Origin of the sequence: Streptomyces sp. Y1 (genome assembly GCF_041053115.1) — a bacterium.
GTDB lineage: Bacteria > Actinomycetota > Actinomycetes > Streptomycetales > Streptomycetaceae > Kitasatospora > Kitasatospora rubellomurina.
Genome location: NZ_CP163445.1, coordinates 2,158,360 through 2,183,541 on the forward strand (window position 1 = coordinate 2,158,360; position 25,182 = coordinate 2,183,541).

Below are 25,182 nucleotides of genomic sequence, written 5' to 3' on the forward strand. Positions count from 1 at the left end.
CGGGTGTCGGCCAACGGTGGGTTCCCCGTACGCTGTGCGGATGGATCGGGCGGCAGCGAGTTCGTTTCGTGCGGTGGTCTTCGACTTCTTCGGCGTCCTGACGTCGAACATGGTGGAGGTCATCACATGGTTCGAGAACCGGGAGCGGATCGCCCCGGGGACGTTCCTGCGCGCCTGGTCGGACCCTCGCGGACAGGACCTGTTCAGGCGCCTTGAACTCGGCCGGATCAGCCAGGAGGACTGGAACGCCGGGTTCGCGGCCCTGATGGGAGTGAAGTCGGACAACCTGCTGGCCAGGTACCTCCACGACGCTTTCCCGGCGTACCCGGTCCTCCAGGTCGCGCGGCAGGCTCGCGCGGCGGGGGTGCGGACTGCGGTGCTGTCCAACAGCCTCGGCCGGCAGCCCTACGACCCGTACGCCGGCTTCGACCTGGACAACACCTTCGACGCGGTGGTGCTGTCGGCGGAACACGGTGTCCGCAAGCCCGAACCAGAGGCATTTCAGGTCGTACTGGACTGCCTGGGCGTCAGCGCCGAGGAGTGCCTGTTCGTGGACGACAGCGAGGACAACCTCGTCGCCGCCCAGCGGCTCGGCTTCACCCCGGTACTCGGGCTGGACGAGGACGTGGTCGTACGGCGGCTGCGCGAGCTACTGCGCCTGCCCGGCCTCTAGGAAGTCGCGGACCCCTGCGTGGGCGGCGTGTGGGGCCAGTTTCTCGCGCAGGCCCCGCAGTTGGGACGCGGAGCGCGCGGAGTCGACCGAGCCGAGGCAGGCTGCCGCGTGTCGGCCGGTGGCCACAGCGGCGTCCAAGTCGTGCAGCGCGAGGTGCGCCTCCGCGGCGCGGGCGAGGTAGATGGCGTGGCTGCGGGGGTACTGCTCGTCACCCGGATACGCCTGCATGCCGGCCTCGAACCGGCGCAGGGCCTCGGTAGGGTCCCCCAGCTCCAGGGCGGAGGAGCCGGCGATCATCTCGATCTCGCCGTAGTCCACCCAGTAAAGGAAGCCGGGGTCGTCCTCACGCCGCCCCTTGTCCAACGCGGCGTGCGCCAGGTGGAGTTGGTGCCTCGCCTCCTCCTTCGCCCCATCCTTCGACCACGCGCGGGCCGCGCGGGCGGCCAGCATCGCCTCCATCCGCGGGGTGCTCCGACCGCGCACTTGGGTCCGGGCCGCGTCCACGAACGACACCGCCCGACCGGCCAGGCCCGGGGAGGAGTAGCACTGGATGGCGGCGAAGGACAGCGTGTAGGCACCCGCGACCACATCGCCGCACTCGGCGGAGGCCCGCAAGGAGGCGTCGAAGTAGGACTGGGCGAGGCCGACGCGGCCCTGGTCGAAGGCCGCCCAGCCGACCTGGCGGGCGGCCTCGGTGGTGATCGCGTACAGGCGCGACAGCTGATCGCCCCTGTAGCGACGGGACTTGATCGCCGCTACCGCCAAGGCGAGGTCACTGCGCGCAGCCGTGAAGACCTCGCCGCTGCCGAGTTCGTCGTCCACGTGGCGCAGGAGTTGGAGCCGGCCCTCCAGACCCTCCAGCAGGGAGGAGTGGTCCACAGGCATGGCCCGTGGCTCCAGGAGGGTGCGCCCGATGGCCGTGACCCAATTGTTCGTTGACGCCGACAGGGCGACGCCGGCAGCGAGGAACCCTCGGCGATCCACTCGTCTTCCCTCCATCAGGCTCGTAAGAACCGCCAGAGTCGCCCCGGCCTGGTTCCAAGAAGCGTCCACAGGCGCGGCATCGGCAAGAGCAGCGGCGAAGCTTCCGCCCGTCTCGAGGACCCTGTCGTAGGCGTTGGCCACCGACTCGGTCACCCGGCGGTTGCCGTTCTCGACGTTGCGCAGGTACGCCACGCCGAACCCGCTCGCACGAGCGAACTCGGCCCAGCCCATGCCGGAAGCACGGCGGGCTTGCCTCATATCGTGGCGCAGTTGATCGGGCATCAAGGCGCTCCTCGGAGATGGGATCGCTTCTGGATCGCGCCACAGCATTGTCGCCAGGGCGCTGGCGGTGTGTGATCGATTCCGTACAGATCGCAGTTGTCGCCGTCTGGTCACCAGGAGCAGGAGCGTTGACCCCGGCGCGCAGCTGCCTGCCCACGCCCGCCTGATTCACGTCAGCGTGAGGCAGGGACAGCCCCCCGTTCCTTCCCCTCCCGAGGTACCTCGCCATGCTCAAAACCTGCTGCCACCCCCGCGCGTTCGTCACCCGCCTCGCGTCCGACACGGACGCGACGCCCCACGCCCGCCGCCTCCTGCGCGCCTACCTCGCCGGCCTGCCCACCGGCTCCCTCTACTCCGAGATCGCCGAACTCCTCCTCGGCGAACTCTTCACCAACGCCGCCCAGCACTCCGACGCCCCTGACGACCGCCTCATCGAGATCCGCTTCGCCGTCACCAACGGCCTCCTCCGTATCGAGGTCCACGACGCCGGAACCGGCCGCCCCACCCTCCGACCGCCCACCCTCACCGACGAGCGCGGACGCGGCCTCCACCTCGTCAATGAGCTCGCCGAACGCTGGGGCTGCTGCCCGCGCGCGGGCGGGATCGGCAAGTTCGTCTGGGCCCTCATCGCCCCCGCCGCCTGAACAGGGCACCCCACCCATGCGACTCGCCCTCGCCGCCCGCCACCTCTTCGACACCGGCCACACCCCCGCCCAGGCCTACGCCACCCTCGCCCGCCGCACCCGCGAACCCCTGCGCTCCGCCCGCGCCGTCTGCACCGCCCTCGCGATCCCGGCCGCCGAGGTGAACCGCCGCCTCGACGACTGCTACGACGCCCTCCTCGCCAACCCCCGACCCAACTCCGAGGCCGACACCGGCGAACTCCTCGAAGCCCTCGGCGTCTTCGACATCCCCAAGACCCTCACCCCCCACGAACTCGCCGTCGTCGACCTCTTCCTCACCGCCATCGACGCTCTCGGCGGCATCCGCGCCGGCCACCAGCACGGCCTCGCCCGCTGGTTCACCACCGGCAACCTCACCGCCGCCTACCTCTCCCTCACCGCCACCAAGCCCCTCCCCACCACCGGCGACCCCACCCGCTACTGGACCACCCTCATCCAGGCCGGCGAACTCCTCACCACCACCCCCAACCCCGACATCCGCCTCCGCAACGCCCTCACCCGCTGCCGCACCCACGCCACCCGCGCGGCGCAAGCCTAGAAGTGGGCCCCGCGACTCTGCTGAAAGAGTCGTTATACCGCTGCCCGCCGGAATCCTCCGGCGGGCAGCGGTAATTAACTTCATTAATCCAACATCAATCACCAACGCCACAGCCCATCCTCATTCTGCGCAGGAAGTCGACCAGATCGACTTCCTGCGCAGAAGAGTGCAATGGGGAGGTTTCTCCTCGCTCCCGGCGGCCCCGGCCAGCCATGGCCGGGGCCGCCGGAGCTGTGCGTTTCCGATGAGAGTCGGTGGGCGGGGCACGCAGTGCCTTGGCGGGCCCGAGCGCTTGCACCGGGCCGCCGGATTGCTATTTATTCCCACTGTTTCGGGCGGCCCGGCCGAATCGGCCGGGCCGCCCGACGCGTTCTCAAGGTTCATTTTTCCGCTACCCAATCCCACCGAGCTTGCCACCTATGAATGCTCCCCGGGTGGGTGGGTGGGTGGGTGGGTGGGTGGGTGGGTGGGTGGGTGGGTGGGTGGGTGGGTGGGTGGGTGGGTGGGTGGGTGGGTGGGTGGGTGGGTGGGTGGGTGGGTGGGTGGGTGGGTGGGTGGGTGGGTGGGTGGGTGGGTGGGTGGGTGGGTGGGTGGGTGGGTGGGTGGGTGGGTGGGTGGGTGGGTGGGTGGGTGGGTGGGTGGGTGGGTGGGTGGGTGGGTGGGTGGGTGGGTGGGGTACCAAATGTTTTGGGCGGGCCCGGGTGCGAGCACCCGGGCCCGCCCGAAATCCTGGGTGATCCCGTCGGGCGTCCCGTCAGGGGGCCGCCGGGGCGAAGTGGACGGGGAGGTGGACGAGGGCGCGGTGGAAGGGGCCGGGGCGCCAGAGCAGGTGGTCGGCGGGGGTGGCGAGTTCGAGGTCGCTGAGGCGGCTGGTGAGTTGCTCGATGGCGGTGATCGCGATGAGCAGGGCCGGGTCGCGGGCCGGGCAGGCGTGCGGGCCGGCGGCCCAGGCGAGGTGGGCGCTCTCGCCGCTGCGCAGTTCGGGGCCGTCGGTGGGCGGCGCGGCCTGGGAGTTGGCGGCGGCGTAGGAGACCAGCATCAGTGTGCCGGCCTTGATCTCGCGGCCGTGGAAGGTGATGTCGTAGCGCGGGTAGTGGGCCGAGAGGTTGGCCAACGGCGGTTCGTGCCAGAGGACTTCGTCGATCGCCTGGTGGGCGGTCATCGCGCCGCCGAACAGCGAGCCGGCGTAGCGGGCGTCGGTGAGCAGGCGCAGCAGGGCGTTGCCGATGAGGTTGGTGGTCGGCTCGTGCCCGGCGATCAGGGTGAGGGTGATCTGCCGGATCACCTCGTCGTCGTCCAGCCCGATCGGGTGGGTGACGAACCAGGAGGTGAGGTCGTGCCGGGGCCGCTCGCGGCGCTCGGCGACCATGGCCGTGACGATCTCGACGAGCTTGCCGTAGGCGGCGCGGGCCTGTCCGGTGGACTCGATCAGGCCGGTGATCGCGTCGATCATCGGGGCGCTGTCCTCGTCCGGGACGCCGAACCCGGTGGTGAACACGGAGGCGGTCAGCCGGGTGGCGTACTGGGAGATGAGGTCGGCGGTGCCGACCGCCGCGAAGCCGTCGATCAGCTGGTGGGCGACCTGGGCGACGTCGCGCTGCACGCGGTGCGGTTCGATCAGCGCGAGGCCGTCGGTGATCACCGCGCGGTAGCGGGCGTGCGTCTCGCCGTCGCTGAACAAGGCGGTGGGGCGGTAGGCGAGCACCGGCAGCAGCGGGCAGTCCGGGGGGACGGTGGCCTGCCAGGCGCGGGAGTCCTTGGAGAAGGTGTCGGTGTCGCGCAGCAGGTCCAGGGCGGCCTGGTAGTCGGTGACCAGCAGGGCCTCGATGCCGGGTGCGATCTCCACCGGGGCGACGGCGCCGTGCCGGCGCAGCTGCTCGTAGGCCCGCTGCGGGTCGGCGGCGAAGGCCGGGCCGTACATCTGGGTCAGGGCCGGGGTCGGCGCGGTCACGGGCGCTCCTGGGCGGCGGCGGGGCCCGGCTCGGCGGCGGGGCCGGCGGGCAGGGTGTCGAGCACGTGCTCGGCCAGGGCGATCAGCGCGTCCAGGCTGCTCTCGCGGTCGCGGGCGTCGCAGAGCAGCAGCGGGGTGGCGGGGTGCAGGTCCAGGCGGGCGCGCAGCACCTCGACCTGGTGGAGCGGCGACTCCGGGAAGCAGTTGATCGCGACGGCGTACGGCAGGCCCTGCTCCTCGACCATGTCCATGATCTCGAAGGAGTCGGCGAGCCGGCGGGTGTCGGCGAGCACCAGGGCGCCGAGGGCGCCGCGCGCGATGTCCTGCCAGAGCGGGAAGAAGCGGCGCTGGCCGGGGGTGCCGAACATGTAGAGCACGGTGTTTCCGGGCAGGGTGAGCCGGCCGAAGTCCACGGCGACGGTGGTGGTGGACTTCTCGGGCACGCCCGCGAGGTCGTCCACCGGCCGTCCGGTCTCGGTCATCGCCTCCTCGGTGTGCAGGGTGGCGATCTCGGAGAGGGTCCGGATGAGGGTGGTCTTGCCGACGCCGAAGGGACCGGCGACGACCAGTTTCATCAGGGTCTGGTCCCGGTCGGGCAGGTAGCCCACCCGGTGGGGCCGGTCGGGCGCGGGCCCGGTCGGGTTACCGGAGTGCACGGAGTCCAACGAGGAGCCTCTCGACGATGGTGCGGTCGGTCTGCTGGGCGCGCGGGATCGGGGCACGGGCGCGCAGGCAGCCCGCCTCGACCAGATCGGCGGCGAGGAAGACGGTGGCGCTGACCGGCAGGCGCAGGTGCGCGGCGGCCTCCACCACGGTCAGCGCGCCGGGACGCAGCAGCTCCCAGAGCCGGCGGTGTTCGGGTTCGAGCCCGGTGGGGGGTTCGGTGCGGTCGGCGAAGAGGACGGTGAGCCGCTCGAAGCCTTCGGTGCCGGGGCGGCTGCGGCCGCCGGTGGCCAGGTAGGCGGGCACCATCCGCCTGCGGGGGAACGCGGTCATGACCGGGTGGCGGCCGCGTCCTGCTGCCGGCACGGGCTGGCGAGCGCCCGGGCCAGGGCGGCGACCTGGATCTGCATCTGGTAGGACACGTTGCCGAGTTGGGCCTCGGGGCTGGTGAAGACGGCGAGCGAGGTGTTCTCCCCGGCGGGCACGACGATGGCGTAGCCGAGGTCGGACTCGACCACGGTCTGGGCCAGTGCGGGCCGTTCGACGTCGGTGAAGGCCGTGGTGAAGGCCCGGGCGGCGGCGTGCACGGTCGCGGTCATCGCGGCGACCCGCTCGGCGGAGGCCCGTCCCAGGCCGTCCGAGGCGCCCTCCACCAGGCCGTCGCCGGTGGCGATGACGGCGTGCAGCACCCCCGGGAGCTCCAGCAGCGGGTGCAGGACCCAGGAGATCTCCTCGGTGGCGGTCGGGCTGGGCGGCGTGCTGCTGCTCACTGCTCGGCTCCTTCTAAGGTCTGGCCGGGGGTGTGGTCGCCGGTGGTGCGGTCACCGGGGGTGTGGTCGCCGGTGTCGCGCTCGGCGGTGGTGTCGCCGGTGGTGCGGTCACCGGTGTCGCGCTCGGCGGTGGTGTCGCCGGTGGTGCCGGGGTGCTCGGGTGAAGGCGCGGATGCCGTCCCGTCCCGTACGGCTTCGGCCCGCGCGGCCCCGTCCTGCGCCGCGGCCCGCCCGGCGTCGGTGCCCTGCTGCAGGGCCTGCCAGCGGTCGGCGACGCACTCGGCGCTGCGGGCGGGCGGCCCGGCCGGTGCGGGTGCGGGTGCCGGTCCGCCCGGCTGCCCGGCGGCCAGCGGCCGGCGGCGGCGCCGGCTGGGCAGGCCGCTGCCGTCCTCCCCCGTCTCCACCGGCGGCTCCTCGCCGCCCGGATCGCCGTCGGCCGGCACGTCGGGCACCACCCGGATCGCCGGGGCCGGGTGCGGCCCGGCCTGGTCGTGCCGGTCGGCGAGCCCGGGGAAGTCCCGTTCGTCGGCGTCGCGCATCGGCGGGACGGCCTGGACGGTCGGCGCGGGGGCCGGCCCGGCGCCCGCGCGCAGCGGCAGCGGGGTGAGCACCGACAGCGGCTGCGCCTCGTCGACGACGGTCACCAGCGCGGCCGGGATGCGCAGGATGGTCCGCATGCCGCCGTACGGGGAGGGCTCGATGTGGCAGGCGAAGCCGTACTGCCGGGCGAGCTTGCCGATCACCGCGAAGCCGGTCTTGGGCGGGTTGCCGAGTTCGGTGAGCAGCACGTCCGGCGGGCCGGCCAGCAGGCGGCGGGCCCGGCGCAGCTGGTCCTCCTCCATGCCGATGCCGCTGTCGTCGATGATCACCAGCGCGCCACGGCCGCCCTGCTGGACGGTGACCGGGACGTCGGTCTCCGGGTGGGAGTAGGCGGTGGCGTTGGCGAGGAGTTCGGCGAGGGTGACGGCGATCGGCTCGGCGGCCCGGGCGACGACGGCGAGCCGCTGCTCGCGCAGGTGGTTGGCGACCTTGATGCGGGCGTAGCCGGGGACCCGGGAGAGCGCGCCGACGACGACCTCGGCGAGCGGCGAGTCGGTGCGGGCCAGGCCCGGCCAGGCCTCGCAGAGCACGGCGACGGTCTGGATGCGGCGCAGCGCGACCTCGTTGCGGAAGTCGAGCTCCAGCAGCCGGGGGTCGTCGTTGTCGTTCTGGAGCTGCTGGACCAGGCTCTGGATCTGGTAGAGCAGGGTCTGGATGCGGGAGGTGGCGCCGCGCATGGCGGCGCGGGCGGCCGCGTCGACCCGCTCGCGTTCGTCGGCGATGGCGCCGGTGGCGGCGTCCAGGACGGCCTGCAGGGCGCGGACGGCCTCCGGGCCGACGGCCTGCGCGTCGAGCGGGCCGACCGGTGGGGAGTTGGGGTGGGTGAGCCGGACGGCGGTGGCGGCGACGCGCTCCTGGGCGAGGTGGCCGATCTCGGCGAGCAGCGCGGCGGCGTGCCGCTCGGCCTGCTCGCGGGCGGTCCCGGCGGCGGCGAGCCGCTGTTCGGCCCGCTCGGCGCGGGCGGCCGCGGCGGCGCCCTGCCGCTCGGCCTCGTGGGCGCGCTCCTCGGCGGCCCTGGCCCGTTCCTCGGCGGCCGCGGCCCGTTCCTCGCGGGCCCTGGCGCGCTCCTCGGCCTCGCGGTGGCGGTCCTCGGCCCGCCGGGCCTCCTCGGCGGCGCGCCGGGTGTCCTCCTGCGCCTCGCGCAGCTGCTGTTCGGCGCGGGCGAGCCGGCCCTCGGCGGCGCGGGTGCGCTCCTCGGCCTGCTCGCGGGCGGTCCCGGCGGCGGCCGCCCGGCCGGCGGCCCTCGCCCGGGCCCGGGCGAGGAGGCCGACGGCCACGGCGGCGACCACGGCCAGAACGATCGGCGCGATCAGCGCGCTCTGCGTCATCGTTGTCCTCGGGAGTCCTCGCTCGTGGGCTGCTGCGACCGCCTGGCCCGGCGGCCCGCCGCCGCCCCCTCGGGGGCTGACGGGCCGTCCGGACGGCCGGGTTCAGTCGTGGCGGGCGGTGCGGGGGTGCGGGATGCGGGCGCTGTCCCGGGCCAGTTCGCGCGCCACCAGGGCGACCTCGCCCATGGCGTCGAGGATGCCGGGCGCCGGGGTGCCGTCCAGGTGCCGGTACTCGGCGGCGATGGTGAGCACCAGCCGCTCGGGCAGGCCGAGTTCGGGGTGGCGCTGCTCGGCTATCACCCGGCGGGCGGCGTCCAGCGCGGGTATCCCGGCGGCGTGCAGGGCGTGGGCGCGCTCGCGGACGTAGGCGAGGTAGCCGATGTGTCCGTCCACGCCGTCGCGGTCGAGGACCGGGCCGTGGCCGGGGACGAAGATCTCGGCGCCGGTGGAGAGGGCCTGCTCGCAGGCGCCGATGATGTTCTCCAGCGGTCCGGCCCAGTGCGAGGGGTGGTCGCCGGGCTGCTCGGGGGTGGAGGAGAAGATCACGTCGCCGGTGAACACGGCGCGCTGGTGCGGGAGGTGGACCATCAGGTCGCCGCCGGTGTGGGCCGCGGGCAGGCTGGTGACCTGCACCGGGTAGCGGCCGACGGTGAACTCCAGTTCGCCGGTGAAGACGGTGTCCGGGCGCACCGGTTCGGTGGTGGACCAGTCGAAGACCCCGAAGTGCTCCTTGAGGTAGCCGCCGAGCGGCGAGTCCGGGTCGCCGCCGGTGACGAGCGCGTGCTGCTGCTGCGGGGTGGGCTCCCAGTGGATGTGCTCCAGCGCCTCGCGGGTGGCGATCACCTCGGCGTCGGGCACGACCCCGGCGCCCCACAGGTGGTCGCCGTTGGCGTGGGTGACGACAACCCGGTCGATGTCCACCCCGGTGGGGAGCAGTCTGCGGCTCTGGGCGAGGAACTCGCCGGCGAGCGAGGGGTCGTACGGCGTGTCGATCCAGAGCGCGGTCGCCTCGGAGGCCAGCAGACCGCAGTTGGCCAGGCCCCAGCCGCGCTTCGGCGGGAGCCACACGTACAGGTCCTCGGCAATCGCGCTCACGTTCGCACGCTTGATCGTCATGTGCGCGATTATGCCCATGTTGTGTGAAGGGCGGGGCAAAACCTTCGCGGCCGGCCGGGGCTCCTGCCCCGGTCTCTCCCGAGCTGTCCGGTTTCGCCCTGTGTGGTCTCTACCACTCGTCTCAGTGCCCGGACGGGTCGGTGGACACCCGAACCGTTCCCGGCCGGCCGCCGCGTCCCGCTTCGGGGCTACTCCCCGGACGGCGCCAGGGACTTGATGCCCTTGCGCTCGCCGGCGCAGCGCTCGTAGCCGAGCCAGGTGTTGACCGCGAGCATCGGCGCGTTCGTCACGTCGTTGGACGTGTACGCGTGCCGGTAGCCCGCCGCGGCCGTCAGGCGCAGCGACTCCCGCTTGGCCAGCTTGCTCAGGCCGCGGCCGCGGAACTCGCGGCGGCAGGCGGTGAAGGCGGACCAGTAGCTGTCCACGCCGTCGGTCTGCGCCAGGCTGAACGCGGCCGGCACGCCGTCCACCACGGCGACGACGGTCAGCTCGCGGTCGAGGTCGGGCCGTTCCCAGACGCCGACGCGCCATTCCTCGTACCCGAGGTCGTCCAGGGCGACCTCGCCGGGCTCGTCCCGGGCGGCGTCCGCGTCGACCTCGTACAGCGGGTACGGGTCGTCCGCCCAGTCGGCGGCCGGGCGCAGCTCGACGCCGGCCGGCACCGCGGGGGCCGGTGGCAGCGGCAGCGTCAGGTCCCGTACGGCGAACTGGGCCGCGCTGCCGAGCCGGTAGCCCCGGGCGGCGGCGAAGGCGAGCGAGCCGGGCTCGTCGTCCACCCAGCTGTGCAGCTCGGTCACCCCGTGCGCGGTGAGGTGCCGTTCGGCGGCGGCGAGCAGGCCGGTGTAGGCGCCGCGCCGCCGATGCACCGGCAGCACGCTGCCGTTGGCGTGGCCGATGCCCGTCCGGGTCGTGCCGGTCTCCACGCCGCAGCGGATCGCACCGACCACCCGGCCGTCCAGTTCGGCGACGAAGACGCGGAAGTGCTCACCCGGCAGGCTCCGGGCGTTCATCCAGACCAGCGCCTCGGCGGTGAACACCAGGTGCTCGCGCCCGGTCCGGTGGGCGGCGATCACGGCCGCGGCGTCGTCGGGGCGGAAGTCACGAATCGTCAAAGAAGTCATATGTTCCGCAGGCTAACCGCACGCCCCCGCCCGGCGCCTCCGGTTTTCCGCACCGGCGCGGCCGGGCCGCGGGCGGTGCCGTTAGGATCTCCGCAGGCGGAGGCCCCGGCTCCGCCTCCCGGCAAGCTCAAATAATGCTCTGAGAAGACCGGACGGGGCTTGGCAGTCACCGCACCCGGGGACATCCTCAGCAGCACGGCCGCACGGTTCCTGGCGACGACGCCCGCACCGCCGCAGGCCCCCCACCCGGCCCTCCGAAGGGGGCACACCGATGACTTCCCCTGCACTGGACCAGCCCGTACGGGCGGCGGCCGACCTCGGCGCCCCGCCCCGGCTGGGCGTCGGCCTCGGCTGGCGCAGCGAGATCGACACCGTGGTCGAACGTCAGCCCGGCCTGGACTGGGTCGAGGTGGTGGCGGAGAACGTCTGCGCCGGCCACCTGCCGGCCTCGCTGAGCGTGCTGCGCGCCCGCGGCGTCACCGTCGTCCCGCACGGCGTCGGCCTCGGCCTCGGCGGCGCCGGCCTGCCCGACGCCGGGCGGCTCGCCAAGCTGGCCGAGCTGGCGCTCGCGCTCGACTCGCCGCTGGTCACCGAGCACCTGGCGTTCGTCCGGGCCGGCGGGCTGGAGGCGGGCCACCTGCTGCCCGTCCCCCGCACCCGGGACTCGCTGCGGGTGATCGCGGAGAACGTCCGGATCGCCCAGGAGCAGCTGCCCGTCCCGCTCGCCGTGGAGAACATCGCCGCCCAACTCTCCTGGCCGGACGACGAGTTCACCGAGGGCCAGTTCCTCGCCGAGCTGGTCGAGCGGACCGGCGTCCGGCTCCTGATCGACGTCGCCAACTTGCACACCAACCGGGTCAACCTCGGCCTCGACCCGGCCGCCGAACTGGACCGGCTGCCGCTGGAGGCCATCGCCTACGTCCACGTCGCCGGCGGCACCCTGGTCGACGGCGTGTGGCACGACACCCACGCCCACCCCGTCACCGAACCGGTGCTGGAGGTCCTCGCCGAGCTGTGCTCCCGGATCGACCCGCCCGGCGTCCTGCTCGAACGGGACGCCGCCTTCCCGCCGCCCAGTGAACTGGCCGGCGAACTGGACGCCGTCCGCCGGGTGCTGGAGGGGGGCACCCGGCGGACGGCCTCCACCCCGCCCGCGACCGCACCCGCGCACCGGGGCTGCGAGCCGGCCGGCGCCGACGCCCGCGACCGGCTGGCCCGGCGCCAGGAGGAGCTGCTGGCCGCGCTGGTGGCCGGCGGGCCCGTCCCGCCCGGCTTCGACCCGGCGCAGGTCCGCGCCCAGTCGGCCGGCCTGGCCGCCAAACGGCGCGACACCACCGCGAAGGTCGCCCCGGAGCTGCCCCGGCTGCTCGACGGCCGGTACGGCCCGCTGTTCCTCGCGTACGCCCGCACCCACCCGCAGACCGGCGGCTACCGCGCCGACGCCCGGGCCTTCGGCGCGTGGGCGCTGGCCGCGGACGACCTCACGGACGACCTCACGGACGACCAGCGCCGGGCCCTGGAGCAGTGGCTCCACCCGGCGCCCGAGCGGCCGCCCGGCCCGCTCGCCCGGCTGCGCCGCGCCCTGCGCGGCTGACCCGCCGCCACGCACCACTTCTTCATCTCGGGGGAAACCGCCCATGTGGCACAACACCTACTTCCTGATCCCGGCCGCACTGCTGATCGCGGCCGTCGTCCACCTGAGCCGCGCCGCCCGGCGGGCCACCCGGGTCGACAACCCGCTCGGCCTGCCCGGCCGCGGCCTGCCGCTGCTCAGCGCCGCGTTCCTGTCCGGCGGCCCCGGCCGCGTCTTCGACACCGCCCTGGTCCGGATGCACCTGGGCGAGCGCGTGGTGGTCAGCCGCGAGGGCCGGGTCACGCTGACCCACGACGAGCCGCACGACGCCGTCGAGCAGGCCGTGGTGGACGCGATCGGCCCGAACCGCAGCCGCGGCCTGGCCGGGCTGCGCACCGCCGTCATGCGCTCGACCGCCGTCCAGGCGATCGGCGACGACCTCGCCGCCCGCGGCCTGATGCGCCGCCCCGACCGGCTGCGGACCGTCCACCGGGCGCGGCGGCTGCTCTGGCTCGCGCTCGGGGCCGTCGCGCTCTTCACCGTGCTCGCCCTCGCCCTCGACGACGACAAGGCCGGCTACGACCGCCCGGCGTTCTGGATCCCGGGCGTCCTGGCCGTGGTCGGCGTCTGCGCGGTGCTCGCCACCCGGGTGCCCGCGGTCCGGATCACCCCGGCCGGACGCCGCCAGCTCCAGCTGATGGACACCGGCCGGCCGTGGACGCCCAGCCACGGCCTCTACACCGGGATGGCCGGCGGCGCGGTCCTCGGCGCGATCGCGCTCGGCGGGCTGGCCGTCGCCGGGGCGGACCTGGACAACCTGGAGCTGCAGCAGGCGCTGCTCGGCGCGGCCGACGAGGAGGAGGTGATGAACGGCATGCTCGGGGGCGCCGCCGGCTCCCGCTCCGGCTGGTCGTCCTCGTCCTCGTCGTCCTCGTCGTCCTCGTCGTCCTCGTGCAGCTCCGGCTCGTCCTCCTGCGGCGCCACGACCACCTGGTGCGGCTCCTCCGACAGCGGCTCGTCGTCGAGCTGCGGGTCCTCGTCGAGCAGCTGCGGTTCCTCCTCGTCGTCGAGCTGCGGGTCGTCCTCGCACTCCAGCTGTGGGTCGTCCTCGCACTCCAGCTGCGGATCCTCCAGCAGCTGCGGCTCGTCCTCCTCGTCGAGCTGCGGCTCCAGCTGCGGGTCGAGCTGCGGCAGCTGAACCGTGCGCTCCGACGTCACAGTTCGGTATCGCGGTCCGGGAATCCGTTCCCCGCGCCGACCGCCCAGGCATACAACAAGCCCATGTGGTTGCTGTTCCTGATCCCGGCCTGCGTGGCGGCAGTGCTCTCCTGCCTCCGGTTGGTGCGGATGACCGCGGCCGCGGACGCGCTGGCCGAACGGGACGGGCTACGGCCTCCGGAGGCGGTCGGGATCGGCCTGTACGAGACCGCCTACCTGGCCGGCGGCCCGGACCGGGTGGTCGAACTCGCCCTCGTCCTGATGGCCGGCCGCGGCCGGCTGCACCTCGCGCACACCGGCTGGACCACGGTCGTCGACCCCAGGGGCCGCAGCCGCCTGGAGCGCGCGGTCATCGCCGCGGTCGGCCCGGAGGGCCAGTGCCGGACGGACGAGCTGCGCCGCGCCATGGCCGAGCACCCGACCGTGCTGGAGATCGGCGCCCGGCTCTCCCTGGCCGGCCTGGCCACCCCGGCGGCGGTCCAGCGCGACACCGTGGTGGTGGTCCGGCAGGTCCGGCACGCGCTGCTGATGTCGCTGGTCCTGCTGGCCGCCGCCCTGTCCGTCAGCGGCTTCACCGGCGGCGACACCCTCGCCCCGCTCGCCTGGTTCTCGCTGCCGCTGATCCTCACCTCCGGCACCCTGCTGATGGCCCGGGTCGACGTCTACCCGTACACCCGCTGGGCCTCCCCCACCGGCATGGAGGTGCTGCGCGAGGTCCGGCCGGCCCGCCAGCACGGCCTCAGCGACGACGACGAGCGCGAACTGCTCACCGCCGTCGCCATGAACGGCCCCGCCGTCCTCCCCGACGCCCGCCTGCGCGCCGCCCTGCGCCCGCACCGCGGCTGATCCGCACCTCCGGGAACGCCGGGAGGCCGGCTCCCCCTCGTACGGGGGGGAGCCGGCCTCCGGTCGCGGTGCGCCGCGGTGCCTCGCGGTGCCTCGCGGTGCGTCGCCGTGCCTCAGACCAGGCCGTTCAGCAGCTCGCTCACCGGCTTGCGGCGGCCGGTGAAGAACGGCACCTCCTCGCGGACGTGCAGCCGGGCCCGGGACGGGCGCAGGTCGCGCATCAGGTCGACGATCCGGTGCAGCTCGTCCGCCTCGAAGGCGAGCAGCCACTCGTAGTCGCCGAGCGCGAACGAGGCCACCGTGTTGGCCCGCACGTCCGGGTAACCGCGCGCCATCTGGCCGTGCTCGGCCAGCATCGCGCGCCGCTCGGCGTCCGGCAGCAGGTACCACTCGTAGGAGCGGACGAACGGGTAGACGCAGACGTAGTCGCGCGGGCGCTCGTCGGCGAGGAACGCCGGGATGTGCGACTTGTTGAACTCGGCCGGGCGGTGCAGCGCCATGTTCGACCAGACCGGCTCCAGCAGCCGGCCCAGGCCGGTGCGGCGGAAGCGGTTGTACGCCTCCTGCAGGTCGTCCGAGTCGGCGGCGTGCCACCACACCAGGATGTCGGCGTCGGCGCGCAGGCCGGACACGTCGTAGGTGCCGCGCACCGTCACGTCCTTGGCGGCCAGCTGCTCGAACAGCCCGTCCACCTCGGCGGCCAGCGCCGTACGGTCCTCGGGCAGGGCGCCCTTGAGCTTGAACACCGACCACATGGTGTAGCGGATGACCTGGTTCAGGTCGCGCGCCTTCTTCTTCTCGGGCTGCTGCTCCGGCTGCTGCTCAACGGTCTCAGTCATGCGCCCATTGTCCTCTCCGTGGAACCTTCCCCCGTTGCCGGGGTCAACAGTCTGTCGACGGCGGCCGCCGCCGCGGCCGCCGAGGCGATGCACGCCGGAATGCCCACGCCGTCGTACGCGGCTCCGCAGACCGCCAGCGCGCCCACCCGGTCCGTCGCCGCCCGCACCCGGGCCACCCGGTCCAGGTGGCCCACCGGGTACTGCGGCAGGCCGGCCGTGAAGCGCGAGACGAAGGTGTCGTACGGCCGGGCGGTCAGCCCCACCGCCTCCTTCAGGTCCGCCAGCGAGCGGGCCACCAGGTCCTCGTCCGGCAGCTCCAGCGCCTCCTCCTCGCGGTGGCGGCCCAGCGAGGTGCGCAGCAGGAACGCGTCCGGGGCCGAACGCTCCAGCCAGCCCCACTTGTTGGAGGAGAACGTCGACGCCTTGATCCGCCGGCCGTCCACCGGGGGCACCAGGAAACCGCTGCCGCCCTGGAGTTGGGCCAGGCCGGCCAGGTCCGCCCGGCGGAACGCCAGCGTCACCAGCGCCATGCCCGCGTACTCGACGGTGTCCAGCTCCGCGGCCGCCGCCGGGGCGTCCGCCCGCAGCAGCCGGGCCGCCTCCGGGGCCGGCGCGGCCAGCACCACGGCGTCCGCGTGCAGCACCTCGCCGTTCACCACGACGCGCCAGCCCTCGGGGGTGCGGCGCAGCTCGGCCACCGGGGCGTCGGTGCGCAGGTCCACCCCCGCCTTCACGCAGGCCTCGGCGACCGCCTCCGGCAGGGTGCCGAGACCGCCGCGCAGGCCCGCGAACACCGGGGTGCCGACCGTCTGCGGCCGGGAGGCCAGCGCGTGCACCCCCTCGACCAGCGAGCCGCCGCCGCGCGCGATCGGCAGCAGCTGCGGCACGGCGGCCCGCATCGAGATCTCATCGGCGCGCCCGGCGTAGACACCGCCCAGCAGCGGCTCGACCAGCCGGTCCACCACCTCCTGGCCCAGGCGGTCGGCGACGTAGCGGCCGATCGCCACGTCCTCGCCGACCTCCGTCCGCTCCTCGTGCCGGGCCCGCTCCAGCCCCGCCGAGGTCAGCACCCCGGAGGCCGACAGCGCCGCCAGGTCACCGGGGACGCCCATCACCTGCCCGCCCGGCAGCGGCCGCAGCGCGCCCCGGGTCCAGATCGCCGCCTTCGCGGTGGTCGGCGCCTCCAGCTCCTCCGCCAGCCCGACCGCCCGCGCCAGCTCGGTGCCCTCCGGGCGCCGCGCCAGCATCGACTCGGCCCCGAGGTCCACCCGGACCCCGCCGACCTCCCCGCCCCACAGCTTCCCGCCGACCCGCCCCGAGGCCTCCAGCACCGTCACCCGCGCCCGCGCCGGCCCCCCGGCCGCCCCGCTCAGGAAGGCGGCCGCAGCCAGCCCCGCGATCCCACCACCGATGACGACGACCTGTGCTTGCGACATGCCTCGCAGTCTCGCAGGTCTTACGGGGAAACCCTCAATCCCCCACCCGCCCCGGAAAGAAGATGCTCACGGCCGCTGACCCCGGTACGGTCCGGCCGAGGGGAGGGGTCTGTGACGTACCTGTGGGGTGAAGTGGTCCGGTGGGTCGATGACACGCAACCGGGCGTGGTGGAGGTCTGCTTCACGGATGTGGACGGAGAGCGGTGGTCGATCATCGACAAGACCGCGATGTTCGGGACGGATCAAGCTCTCGGCTCGGACGTCTGGATCGGGCCGGACTCGCCGTTCCCGTTTCCGGCCGAGATCGACTGCACGGTCCTGACGGGAGCCGGAACCGGCGAGGAGGAGATCGTCACGGTTTCCATCTGGTTGCCACACCATCTCGAAACCACCTGTGGGCAACGGGAGTTCCGGGTGCGAGCGGATCAGCTCGGCGAGGGCTGACCGCGGGCGGGCCCCGCCGGGGGGCCCGCCACCGCGGGGAGTCGAACGCCCGGGGTCAGCGCGCGCTGGCCTCGTGGACGAAGGCGACGAGGCGGCTGAGCGCGTCCGGGTCCATGTTCGGCAGGACGCCGTGGCCGAGGTTGAAGATGTGGCCGCTGGTGCCGAGCGCCTGGGCGGCGTGCAGCACCTCGCGGGCCTTGGTCTCGACGACCTTGGTGGGGGCGAACAGCACGGCCGGGTCGAGGTTGCCCTGCAGGCCCTTGCCGGGGCCGACCCGCTCGGCGGCGACGTTCAGCGGCACCCGCCAGTCGACGCCGACGATGTCCGCGCCGGCCTGGCCCATCAGGCCGAGCAGTTCGCCGGTGCCGACGCCGAAGTGGATGCGCGGCACGCCGTAGTGGGCGACGGAGTCGAAGACCTTGGCGCTGGCCGGCATCACCGAGCGGCGGTAGTCGTCGGGCGCGAGCGAGCCGACCCAGGAGTCGAAGAGCTGGACGGCCGAGGCGCCGGCCTCGATCTGCACCTTGAGGAAGGCCGAGGTGATGTCCGCGAGCCGGTCGACCAGGGCGGCCCACAGCTCGGGCTGCCCGTACATCATGGCCTTGGTGTTCTCGTGGTTCTTGGACGGCCCGCCCTCGACCAGGTAGCTGGCCAGCGTGTACGGCGCGCCGGCGAAGCCGATCAGCGGGGTCCCGCCGAGCTCGTCGACGAGCAGGCCGATCGCCTCGGTGACGTAGGGGACGTCGTCCGGCTCCAGCGGGCGCAGCCGCTGGAGGTCCTCGAAGGTGCGGATCGGGTCGGCGATGACCGGGCCGACCTTCGGCTGGATCTCGACGTCGATGCCGATCGCCTTGAGCGGCACCACGATGTCGCTGAAGAAGATGGCCGCGTCCACCTGGTGCCGGCGCACCGGCTGGAGGGTGATCTCCTTGACCAGCTCGGGCCGCATGCAGGACTCCAGCATGGGGATGCCCTCGCGGACCTTGTGGTACTCGGGCAGCGAGCGGCCGGCCTGGCGCATGAACCACACCGGGGTGTGCGGCACCGGCTCGTGCCGGCAGGCGCGCAGGAACGCGGAGTCGTGCGCGGCGCCGCGGCGCGCGGGGGTGGGCGGGCCGTCGTGGGTGGCCGCCGGGATGTCTGCCGTAGTCTCGCTCACGGGTTGAATCTTCGCATGCGCGCGGGGGCGGGCCCCGGGCGGTCCGGTCGCCGCCCCGCTCCGGCGGCCCCGGTGGCCCCGCCGGCCCGGCGCCTTGGCAGGTTCCGGACGGGTTTGCCGTTCCGGCACGCCGCAGACTCGGAAGTTGCGGCGTCGACCAAGGTTTTCCACCTAGTCTTCGGGTCATGGCAGCGGTCGGAGGGCACCCCGCGCAGGGTGGCGCAGCAGGTGGCGGAACGGGTCCGGAGGGGGCACCCAGCGAGTTCCGGGCCGCCGTGGCGGCGCTGGACGGGTCGCGGCTGCGGCCCGAGGTGCAGCTCTCCCCCGCCCCGGCGCCGCGCCGGCTGGCTCCGTACGCGTTCGCGGTGACCGCCTCGGTGGAGGTGGACGGCGAGGAGCTGGCGGACGGCCGGCTGGTGCTGCTGTACGACCCGGCCGGGCAGGAGGCCTGGAACGGGGAGTTCCGGGTGGTGACGATGACCCGGGCCGAGCTGGAGCCGGAGATGGCCGGCGACCCGATGCTGTCCGAGGTCGGCTGGGCCTGGCTGATGGACGCGCTGCAGGCGCACGGCGCCGGGCACGCGGAGCCGTCCGGCACGGTGTCCCTCTGCTCCTCGCAGTACTTCGGCGGCCTGGCGGAGCGCCCGGCGTCGACGGAGATCGAGATCCGGGCGTCCTGGACGCCGGCCGACGGCCGGTTCGAGCGACACCTGGCGGCCTGGGCGGACCTGCTCTGCATCAGTGCCGGTCTGCCGCCGGCCGCGCCGGCCGCGCAGGCGCCGTCCGAGGTCACGTCACTCGGCGGAGTGGTCCCGATGCCCGCCCGGCGACGCCCGCGCTCGCACTGACGGGTGGTGCGCCGCCCCGGGCGTCACCCGGGGCCCGGACACCACTCCCAGGGCTGACGAAGGATGGCTCGGGGTCTGGTCTGCGTCAATTCGCTGATGGAGAGCGACCGTTCTGTAAACGGTTTTGATCGATTTTGTGCGATTTCCGGGCATGTCGCATCACTCATATGCGCGATTTGTCCGTATTGTTACTCACTAGATCGTGATCTTTCGCTAAAGCCGGGCGCGCATGCTGCCGAAGCAGACTGTGACCCTTTCCGAACGCGGAACACTCCGAAACCGCCCCCATCGGGGTTCCGTCCGCCACTCCCCGCAGGAGGCCTGGTGTCGGTCCTTCTTGAGCACCCCGCAAACGTGGTCGCCTACCGTCCGACCAAGCCCACCGCCATGGTGGTCATCGCCGATCCCCGCGTCCGAAACACCGTCACCCGCCACCTGTGGGCGCTCGGCGTCCGGGACGTGATCGAGGTGTCCTCGATCGCCGAGGCCCGCCCCCGGGTCTCCACCCCCCGCGACATCTGCGTCGCCGACGTCCACCTGCCGGACGGCTCCGGGCTGACCATCCTCGCCGAGACCCGGGCCGCGGGCTGGCCGAACGGCCTGGCGCTGTCCGCCGCCGACGACATCGGCGCGGTCCGCAGCGCGCTCGCCGGCGGTGTCAAGGGCTACGTGGTCACCGGTACCCGCACCAACGTCGCGATGCCGGGCCGCCCGGGCCTGCCGCTCGGTGCCGGGCTGGCCGGCCGGATGCGCCGCCCCGGGATGCCGGGCATGCCGGGTGCCGCCGGCGCTCCTGGCGCGCCGGGCGCCCCCGGTGCCCCGGGCCCGCAGCAGACCGCCTACCGGGAGCTGTCCGGCCGCGAGGTCGAGGTGCTGCGGCTGGTCGCCGAGGGCCAGTCGAACAAGGCGATCGGCGTGGCGATGGGCCTGTCGGCACTGACCGTCAAGAGCCACCTCGCCCGGATCGCCCGCAAGCTCGGCACCGGCGACCGCGCCGGGATGGTCGCGGTGGCCCTGCGCACCGGCATCATCCACTGATCCGACCGGTCGGTCCCGCTGCGGCGGCTGAGGAGGAACGTTTCCCCCTCGGCCGCCGCGGGCGTTCGCGCACCCCCTTCCGGCCGGCCCGGCCAGCGGACGGTGCCGGACGAGCCGGCGCGGCATATTCCCGAACGCGGTCTGACCAGTCCGACAACACTCCCAGTCCCGGTGACCGTCGTACCCTTGGTGGGTGACCGACGCCGTAGCAGCCATCCCAGAAGAAGCAGCCCCGGTCCCGCTCCTCGAACCCAAGGAGGGGATCCCACCCGTCGTGGTGGACGAGCAGGCGCTGGCCGACACCGTCGCCGCCTTCGCGGCGGGCACCGGGCCGGTCGCCGTCGACGCCGAGCGGGCCTCCGGCTACCGCTACGGACAGCGCGCGTACCTGATCCAGCTCCGCCGCGCGGGCGCCGGCAGCGCCCTGATCGACCCGATCGCCTGCCCCGACCTCAGCGCCCTCGGCGCGGCCCTCGCCGACGCCGAATGGGTGGTGCACGCCGCCACCCAGGACCTCCCCTGCCTGGCCGAGGTCGGCATGCGGCCGCAGCGGCTCTTCGACACCGAGCTGGCCGGCCGGATCGCCGGCTTCGCCCGGGTCGGCCTCGGGGCGATGACCGAGAGCGTGCTGGGCCTGAGCCTGGCCAAGGAGCACTCGGCGGTCGACTGGTCCACCCGCCCGCTGCCCGAGCCGTGGCTGCGCTACGCCGCTCTGGACGTCGAGGTGCTGGTCGAGCTGCGCGACGCACTCGAACAGGAGCTGGACGCCCAGGGCAAGCTCGCGTGGGCGCTCGAGGAGTTCGCGGCGATCGCCGCCGCTCCCCCGCGCCCGGCCCAGCGCACCGACCCGTGGCGGCGCACCTCCCAGCTGCACAAGATCCGCCGACGCCGTCAGCTGGCCGTGGTGCGGGAGCTGTGGCTGGCCCGGGACAAGATGGCGCAGGAGCGCGACGTCTCCCCGGGCCGGGTGCTGTCGGACGCCGCGATCGTCAACGCCGCGCTGGCGATGCCGCTGAACGCCGCCGCCCTGCAGGCCGTCCAGGGCTTCGGGCCGCGGGTGCACCGCCGCCAGCTGGACCAGTGGCTGGCCGCCGTGCAGCGCGGCCGGGAGGTCCCGGAGAACCAGCTGCCGGCCTCCGCCGCGCCGCACGACGGGCCGCCGCCGCCGCGGGCCTGGGCGGAGAAGGATCCAGTGGCCGCCGCCCGGCTGTCCGGCGCCCGCAGCGCCGTCACCGAGCTGGCGGAGCGCCACCACCTGCCGGCCGAGAACCTGATCACCCCGGACCACGTCCGCCGGGTGTCCTGGGAGCCGCCGGCCGACGCCGACGCCGAGGGCATCGCCGCGGCGCTGCGCCGGCTCGGCGCCCGGCAGTGGCAGGTCGACCTGGTGGCGCCGGCGCTGGAGGCCGCCTTCGCCGCCGCCGCGGCCACCGCCGCCCAGGGCTGACCAGTGACGACGGAAAGGGGACGCCGCCCGGAGGGGTGGCGTCCCCTTTCCCGTCCCCCGGCGCAGGGCCGCTGGTCGGACGTGTCGCGGGACACACGGGCCGAACCCTCCGAGGGGCCTGGGCAGGTTGGTTACCGACCGGTAGCATGACGGTGAAGCGGCGCCGCTCGGATCTTCGCCGGCGGCAGCCTGCCCACCTCGAAATGTTGGTCCCTGGGAGGAGAGCCCCCGTGCCTCGTACCGCGAGGGACGTCGTCTTCGTCGATGGCGTCCGCACCCCGTTCGGCAAGGCCGGCCCGAAGGGCATCTACCACGAGACGCGCGCCGACGACCTCGTCGTCAAGTGCATCCGGGAGCTCGTGCGCCGTAACCCGAACCTGCCCGTCGAGCGCATCGACGAGGTCGCCATCGCGGCCACCACGCAGATCGGCGACCAGGGTCTGACCATCGGCCGCACCGCCGCCCTGCTGTCCGGCCTGCCGAAGTCCGTCCCCGGCTACGCCATCGACCGCATGTGCGCCGGCGCGCTGACCGCCGTGACCACCACCGCCGGCGGCATCGCCTTCGGCGCGTACGACGTGGTCGTGGCCGGCGGTGTCGAGCACATGGGCCGCCACCCGATGGGCGAGGGCGTCGACCCGAACCCGCGCTTCGTCTCCGAGAAGCTCGTCGACGAGTCCGCCCTGTTCATGGGCATGACCGCGGAGAACCTGCACGACCGGTTCCCGCACATCACCAAGGAGCGCTGCGACGCCTACGCCGTGCGCTCGCAGGAGAAGGCCGCCAAGGCGTACGCCAACGGCGACATCCAGCCCGACCTGGTGCCGATCTCGATCCGCAACACCAACCCCGAGGTCGGCGAGACCGGCTGGGGCCTGGCCACCGTGGACGAGCCGCTGCGCCCGGGCACCACGATGGAGTCGCTGGCCGGCCTGAAGACCCCGTTCCGCCCGCACGGCAACATCACCGCGGGCAACTCGGCCGGTCTGAACGACGGTGCCACCGCCTCGCTGCTGGCCGCCGAGGACGTCGCCGAGGAGCTCGGCCTCCCGGTCAAGATGCGCCTGGTCTCGTACGCCTTCGCGGGCGTCGAGCCCGAGGTCATGGGCATCGGCCCGGTGCCGGCCACCGAGAAGGCGCTGGCCAAGGCCGGTCTGACCATCGACGACATCCAGGCCTTCGAGGTCAACGAGGCCTTCGCCGTCCAGGTGCTGGCCTTCCTGGACCACTACGGCATCGCGGACGACGACGAGCGGGTCAACCCGTTCGGCGGCGCGATCGCCTTCGGCCACCCGCTGGCCTCCTCGGGCGTGCGCCTGATGAACCAGCTGGCCCGCCGCTTCGAGCAGCGCCCGGACGTCCGCTACGGCCTCACCACGATGTGCATCGGCTTCGGCATGGGCGGCACCATCATCTGGGAGAACCCGCACTTCGAGGGTGGTAAGTGAGCATGAGCAACACCACTGAGCTGCTCCAGCAGGCCGCCGAGCTGTTCCCGGGCGAGGTCGTCACGACCGCGCACGTGCGCCACCTGGACCTGCCGCTGCAGGCCGGCAAGCTGGCCCTGATCACCCTGGACAACGGCTTCGATCACACCAAGCCGACCACCTTCGGCCCGGGCTCGCTGCTCAAGCTGGACGAGGCGCTGGACCAGGTCGAGGCCGAGGCCGCCGAGGGCAGGATCGTCGGCGCCGCGATCACCGGCAAGCCGTTCATCTTCGCGGTCGGCGCCGACCTCAAGGGCGTCGAGCTGCTCAAGCAGCACGCGGACGCGCTGGCCATCGGCAAGGGCGGCCACGAGGTCTTCAAGCGGATCGGCGCGCTGCCCGTCCCGACCTTCGCCTTCTACAACGGCGCGGCCATGGGCGGCGGCGTCGAGGTCGGCCTGCACTGCGACTACCGCACGGTGTCGGCGGGCGTCCCGGCCTTCTCGCTGCCCGAGGTCTTCCTCGGCCTCGTCCCCGGCTGGGGCGGCTGCACCATCCTGCCGAACCTGATCGGCGCCGGTAAGGCCGTCAAGGTCGTCATCGAGAACTCGATGAACCAGAACAAGCAGCTCAAGGGCAAGGACGTGTTCGAGCTGGGGATCGCCGACGCGATCTTCGAGCCGGCCGACTTCCTGGAGCAGTCCCTGCTGTGGGCCGCCAAGGTCCTCAAGGGCGACGTCGTCGTCGAGCGCGAGCCGATCGACCGCGGCAAGGCCTGGGACGACGCGGTGCTGTGGGGCCGCATGGTCGCCGACGCCAAGGTGCACGGCGCCGCCCCGGCCGCCTACAAGGCGCTGGACATCATCGAGGCCGTCAAGGACGCCGACTTCGCCGACAAGGCCAGCCTGCAGGCCGGCTTCGACGCCGAGGACGCGGCCCTGGCCGACCTCATCATGAGCGGTGAGCTGCGCAGCGGCATCTACGCCTTCAACCTGGTGCAGCGTCGGGCCAAGCGCCCGGCCGGCGCGCCGGACAAGTCGCTGGCCCGCCCGGTCTCCAAGGTCGGCGTCGTCGGCGCCGGTCTGATGGCCTCGCAGCTGGCGCTGCTGTTCGCCCGCCGCCTGGAGGTGCCGGTGGTCCTCACCGACATCGACCAGGAGCGCGTCGACAAGGGCGTCGGCTACGTCCACGCCGAGATCGACAAGCTGCTCGGCAAGGGCCGCATCGGCCAGGACAAGGCCAACCGCCTCAAGGGCCTGGTCTCCGGCTCGCTCGACAAGGCCGCCGCCTTCGGCGACGCGGACTTCGTCATCGAGGCCGTGTTCGAGGAGATGGGCGTCAAGCAGACCGTCTTCGCGGACCTGGAGGACGTGGTCTCGCCGACCTGCGTGCTGGCGACCAACACCTCCTCGCTGTCGGTCACCGAGATGGCCTCGAAGCTGAAGCACCCCGAGCGGGTCGTCGGCTTCCACTTCTTCAACCCGGTCGCGATCCTGCCGCTGCTGGAGATCGTCCGCGGCGACAAGACCGACGACGCCTCGCTCGCCACCGCCTTCGCGGTGTCGAAGAAGCTGAAGAAGACCTCGGTCCTGTGCAAGGACCGCCCGGCGTTCGTGGTGAACCGGATCCTGACCCGCTTCATGGGCGAGATCCAGAACATCATCGACGAGGGCACCCCGATCGCCGACGTCGAGAAGGCCGTCGCGCCGCTCGGCCTGCCGATGTCCCCGATCATGCTGCTGGAGCTGGTCGGCCCGGCCATCGCCCTGCACGTCTCGGAGACCCTGGCCGGCGCCTTCCCGGAGCGGTTCACCGTCTCCGAGAACCTCGGCAAGGTGGTCAAGGCCGGCAAGCGCGGCTTCTACACCTGGGTGGACGGCCAGCAGGTCCTCGACCCCGAGGTGCTGGAGCTGCTGAGCTTCGGCGACTCGGTGCTCACCGAGCAGCAGGTCCGCGACCGCGCCCTGGAGGCCGTCGCGCAGGAGATCGGCCTGATGCTGGAGGAGGGTGTCGTCGCCGAGGCGCAGGACATCGACCTCTGCATGATCACCGGTGCCGGCTGGCCCTTCCACCTGGGCGGGATCACCCCGTACCTGGACCGTGAGGGCATCTCGGAGCGGGTGAACGGCAAGAAGTTCCTCGCCCCCGGCGTGGCCTCGGTGCCCGCGTAAGGCGTAGCCCGTACGAAGGAGCCCCCG

Annotated in this window: 23 protein-coding genes and 1 pseudogene; 12 read left to right on the top strand and 12 right to left on the bottom strand. The window is 73.6% G+C overall.

The genetic code is table 11. From position 1 onward, the window contains the following. Positions 1-40 precede the first annotated feature (40 nt). Positions 41-673: an HAD family phosphatase gene (locus tag AB2U05_RS09050; protein ID WP_045702739.1), complete on the top strand. Its 633-nt coding sequence runs from the start codon at positions 41-43 to the stop codon at positions 671-673. Here the strand turns inward: AB2U05_RS09050 and AB2U05_RS09055 are convergent. Both AB2U05_RS09055 and AB2U05_RS09060 read right to left on the bottom strand, forming a co-directional pair. Further along, positions 650-1,558, bottom strand: a complete 909-nt coding sequence (locus AB2U05_RS09055) for a hypothetical protein (protein ID WP_244179002.1) — start codon at positions 1,556-1,558, stop codon at positions 650-652. The two genes, AB2U05_RS09050 and AB2U05_RS09055, sit on opposite strands and share 24 nt — an antisense overlap. A gap of 210 nt (positions 1,559-1,768) precedes the next feature. Next, positions 1,769-1,987, bottom strand: a pseudogene (locus AB2U05_RS09060) (helix-turn-helix domain-containing protein); the annotation flags it as partial. 179 nt (positions 1,988-2,166) lie between these two features. Here AB2U05_RS09060 and AB2U05_RS09065 point away from each other — a divergent pair. After that, complete coding sequence (locus tag AB2U05_RS09065; protein ID WP_045702735.1) at positions 2,167-2,583, top strand: ATP-binding protein; 417 nt, start codon at positions 2,167-2,169, stop codon at positions 2,581-2,583. A 16-nt stretch (positions 2,584-2,599) separates the two neighbouring features. Then, positions 2,600-3,160 carry a hypothetical protein gene (locus AB2U05_RS09070; protein ID WP_369182965.1) on the top strand — a complete coding sequence of 187 codons (561 nt, stop codon included), beginning with the start codon at positions 2,600-2,602 and terminating at the stop codon, positions 3,158-3,160. Positions 3,161-3,914: 754 nt separating this feature from the next. Here AB2U05_RS09070 and AB2U05_RS09075 read toward each other — a convergent pair. The 7 genes from AB2U05_RS09075 to AB2U05_RS09105 form a co-directional block, all read right to left on the bottom strand. Continuing rightward, positions 3,915-5,081: a cytochrome P450 gene (locus AB2U05_RS09075; protein ID WP_045703855.1), complete on the bottom strand. Its 1,167-nt coding sequence runs from the start codon at positions 5,079-5,081 to the stop codon at positions 3,915-3,917. Positions 5,082-5,107: 26 nt separating this feature from the next. Beyond that, positions 5,108-5,686, bottom strand: coding sequence for an ATP/GTP-binding protein (locus tag AB2U05_RS09080; RefSeq protein ID WP_078860901.1), 579 nt, complete (start codon positions 5,684-5,686; stop codon positions 5,108-5,110). A 67-nt stretch (positions 5,687-5,753) separates the two neighbouring features. Beyond that, a complete protein-coding gene (locus tag AB2U05_RS09085; protein WP_045703841.1) occupies positions 5,754-6,107 on the bottom strand; it encodes a DUF742 domain-containing protein in 354 nt (117 codons plus the stop codon). Continuing rightward, a complete protein-coding gene (locus tag AB2U05_RS09090; RefSeq protein ID WP_045709440.1) occupies positions 6,104-6,544 on the bottom strand; it encodes a roadblock/LC7 domain-containing protein in 441 nt (146 codons plus the stop codon). The genes AB2U05_RS09085 and AB2U05_RS09090 overlap by 4 nt, the downstream gene beginning before the upstream one ends. Continuing rightward, the gene (locus tag AB2U05_RS09095) at positions 6,541-8,472 is read right to left on the bottom strand and encodes an ATP-binding protein (RefSeq protein ID WP_369182966.1); all 1,932 of its coding nucleotides are present in this window, start codon (positions 8,470-8,472) and stop codon (positions 6,541-6,543) included. The genes AB2U05_RS09090 and AB2U05_RS09095 overlap by 4 nt, the downstream gene beginning before the upstream one ends. A 102-nt stretch (positions 8,473-8,574) precedes the next feature. Next, complete coding sequence (locus AB2U05_RS09100; RefSeq protein WP_369182967.1) at positions 8,575-9,588, bottom strand: MBL fold metallo-hydrolase; 1,014 nt, start codon at positions 9,586-9,588, stop codon at positions 8,575-8,577. Between the two features lie 188 nt (positions 9,589-9,776). Continuing rightward, positions 9,777-10,709, bottom strand: a complete 933-nt coding sequence (locus AB2U05_RS09105; protein ID WP_045703835.1) for a GNAT family N-acetyltransferase — start codon at positions 10,707-10,709, stop codon at positions 9,777-9,779. Positions 10,710-10,980: 271 nt separating this feature from the next. Between AB2U05_RS09105 and AB2U05_RS09110 the strand changes: the two genes are divergently transcribed. The 3 genes from AB2U05_RS09110 (at position 10,981) to AB2U05_RS09120 (ending at position 14,346) form a co-directional block, all read left to right on the top strand. Further along, positions 10,981-12,303, top strand: coding sequence for a DUF692 domain-containing protein (locus tag AB2U05_RS09110; protein WP_369182968.1), 1,323 nt, complete (start codon positions 10,981-10,983; stop codon positions 12,301-12,303). Between the two features lie 43 nt (positions 12,304-12,346). After that, positions 12,347-13,480, top strand: coding sequence for a TIGR04222 domain-containing membrane protein (locus AB2U05_RS09115; RefSeq protein WP_369182969.1), 1,134 nt, complete (start codon positions 12,347-12,349; stop codon positions 13,478-13,480). 83 nt (positions 13,481-13,563) lie between these two features. Beyond that, the gene (locus AB2U05_RS09120) at positions 13,564-14,346 is read left to right on the top strand and encodes a TIGR04222 domain-containing membrane protein (protein ID WP_045703849.1); all 783 of its coding nucleotides are present in this window, start codon (positions 13,564-13,566) and stop codon (positions 14,344-14,346) included. 113 nt (positions 14,347-14,459) lie between these two features. Here AB2U05_RS09120 and hemQ read toward each other — a convergent pair whose 3' ends face one another. Both hemQ and hemG read right to left on the bottom strand, forming a co-directional pair. Continuing rightward, positions 14,460-15,185, bottom strand: coding sequence for a hydrogen peroxide-dependent heme synthase (hemQ, locus tag AB2U05_RS09125; RefSeq protein ID WP_045703829.1), 726 nt, complete (start codon positions 15,183-15,185; stop codon positions 14,460-14,462). Continuing rightward, positions 15,182-16,621, bottom strand: a complete 1,440-nt coding sequence (hemG, locus tag AB2U05_RS09130) for a protoporphyrinogen oxidase (protein ID WP_369182970.1) — start codon at positions 16,619-16,621, stop codon at positions 15,182-15,184. The genes hemQ and hemG overlap by 4 nt, the downstream gene beginning before the upstream one ends. A gap of 111 nt (positions 16,622-16,732) precedes the next feature. Between hemG and AB2U05_RS09135 the strand changes: the two genes are divergently transcribed. Beyond that, a complete protein-coding gene (locus tag AB2U05_RS09135) occupies positions 16,733-17,065 on the top strand; it encodes a hypothetical protein (protein ID WP_369182971.1) in 333 nt (110 codons plus the stop codon). Positions 17,066-17,120: 55 nt separating this feature from the next. Here the strand turns inward: AB2U05_RS09135 and hemE are convergent, their stop codons facing one another. Then, a complete protein-coding gene (gene hemE, locus AB2U05_RS09140) occupies positions 17,121-18,203 on the bottom strand; it encodes a uroporphyrinogen decarboxylase (protein WP_369185928.1) in 1,083 nt (360 codons plus the stop codon). Between the two features lie 206 nt (positions 18,204-18,409). On the opposite strand from hemE, the gene AB2U05_RS09145 reads away from it, so the two are divergent. The 5 genes from AB2U05_RS09145 (at position 18,410) to AB2U05_RS09165 (ending at position 25,155) form a co-directional block, all read left to right on the top strand. Beyond that, positions 18,410-19,072 (top strand): DUF3000 domain-containing protein, encoded by a 663-nt coding sequence (locus AB2U05_RS09145; protein ID WP_369182972.1) that lies wholly within the window; start codon positions 18,410-18,412, stop codon positions 19,070-19,072. 324 nt (positions 19,073-19,396) lie between these two features. Then, a complete protein-coding gene (locus tag AB2U05_RS09150) occupies positions 19,397-20,110 on the top strand; it encodes a response regulator transcription factor (RefSeq protein WP_045709433.1) in 714 nt (237 codons plus the stop codon). Positions 20,111-20,303: 193 nt separating this feature from the next. Further along, on the top strand, positions 20,304-21,557 hold the full coding sequence (locus tag AB2U05_RS09155) for a ribonuclease D (protein ID WP_045703816.1): 1,254 nt from the start codon (positions 20,304-20,306) through the stop codon (positions 21,555-21,557). A gap of 230 nt (positions 21,558-21,787) precedes the next feature. Next, entirely contained in the window at positions 21,788-23,005 is a 1,218-nt protein-coding gene (locus AB2U05_RS09160; protein WP_045703814.1) for an acetyl-CoA C-acyltransferase, read from the top strand. 2 nt (positions 23,006-23,007) lie between these two features. After that, a complete protein-coding gene (locus AB2U05_RS09165; RefSeq protein ID WP_045703812.1) occupies positions 23,008-25,155 on the top strand; it encodes a 3-hydroxyacyl-CoA dehydrogenase NAD-binding domain-containing protein in 2,148 nt (715 codons plus the stop codon). The last annotated feature ends 27 nt before the right edge of the window (positions 25,156-25,182 follow it).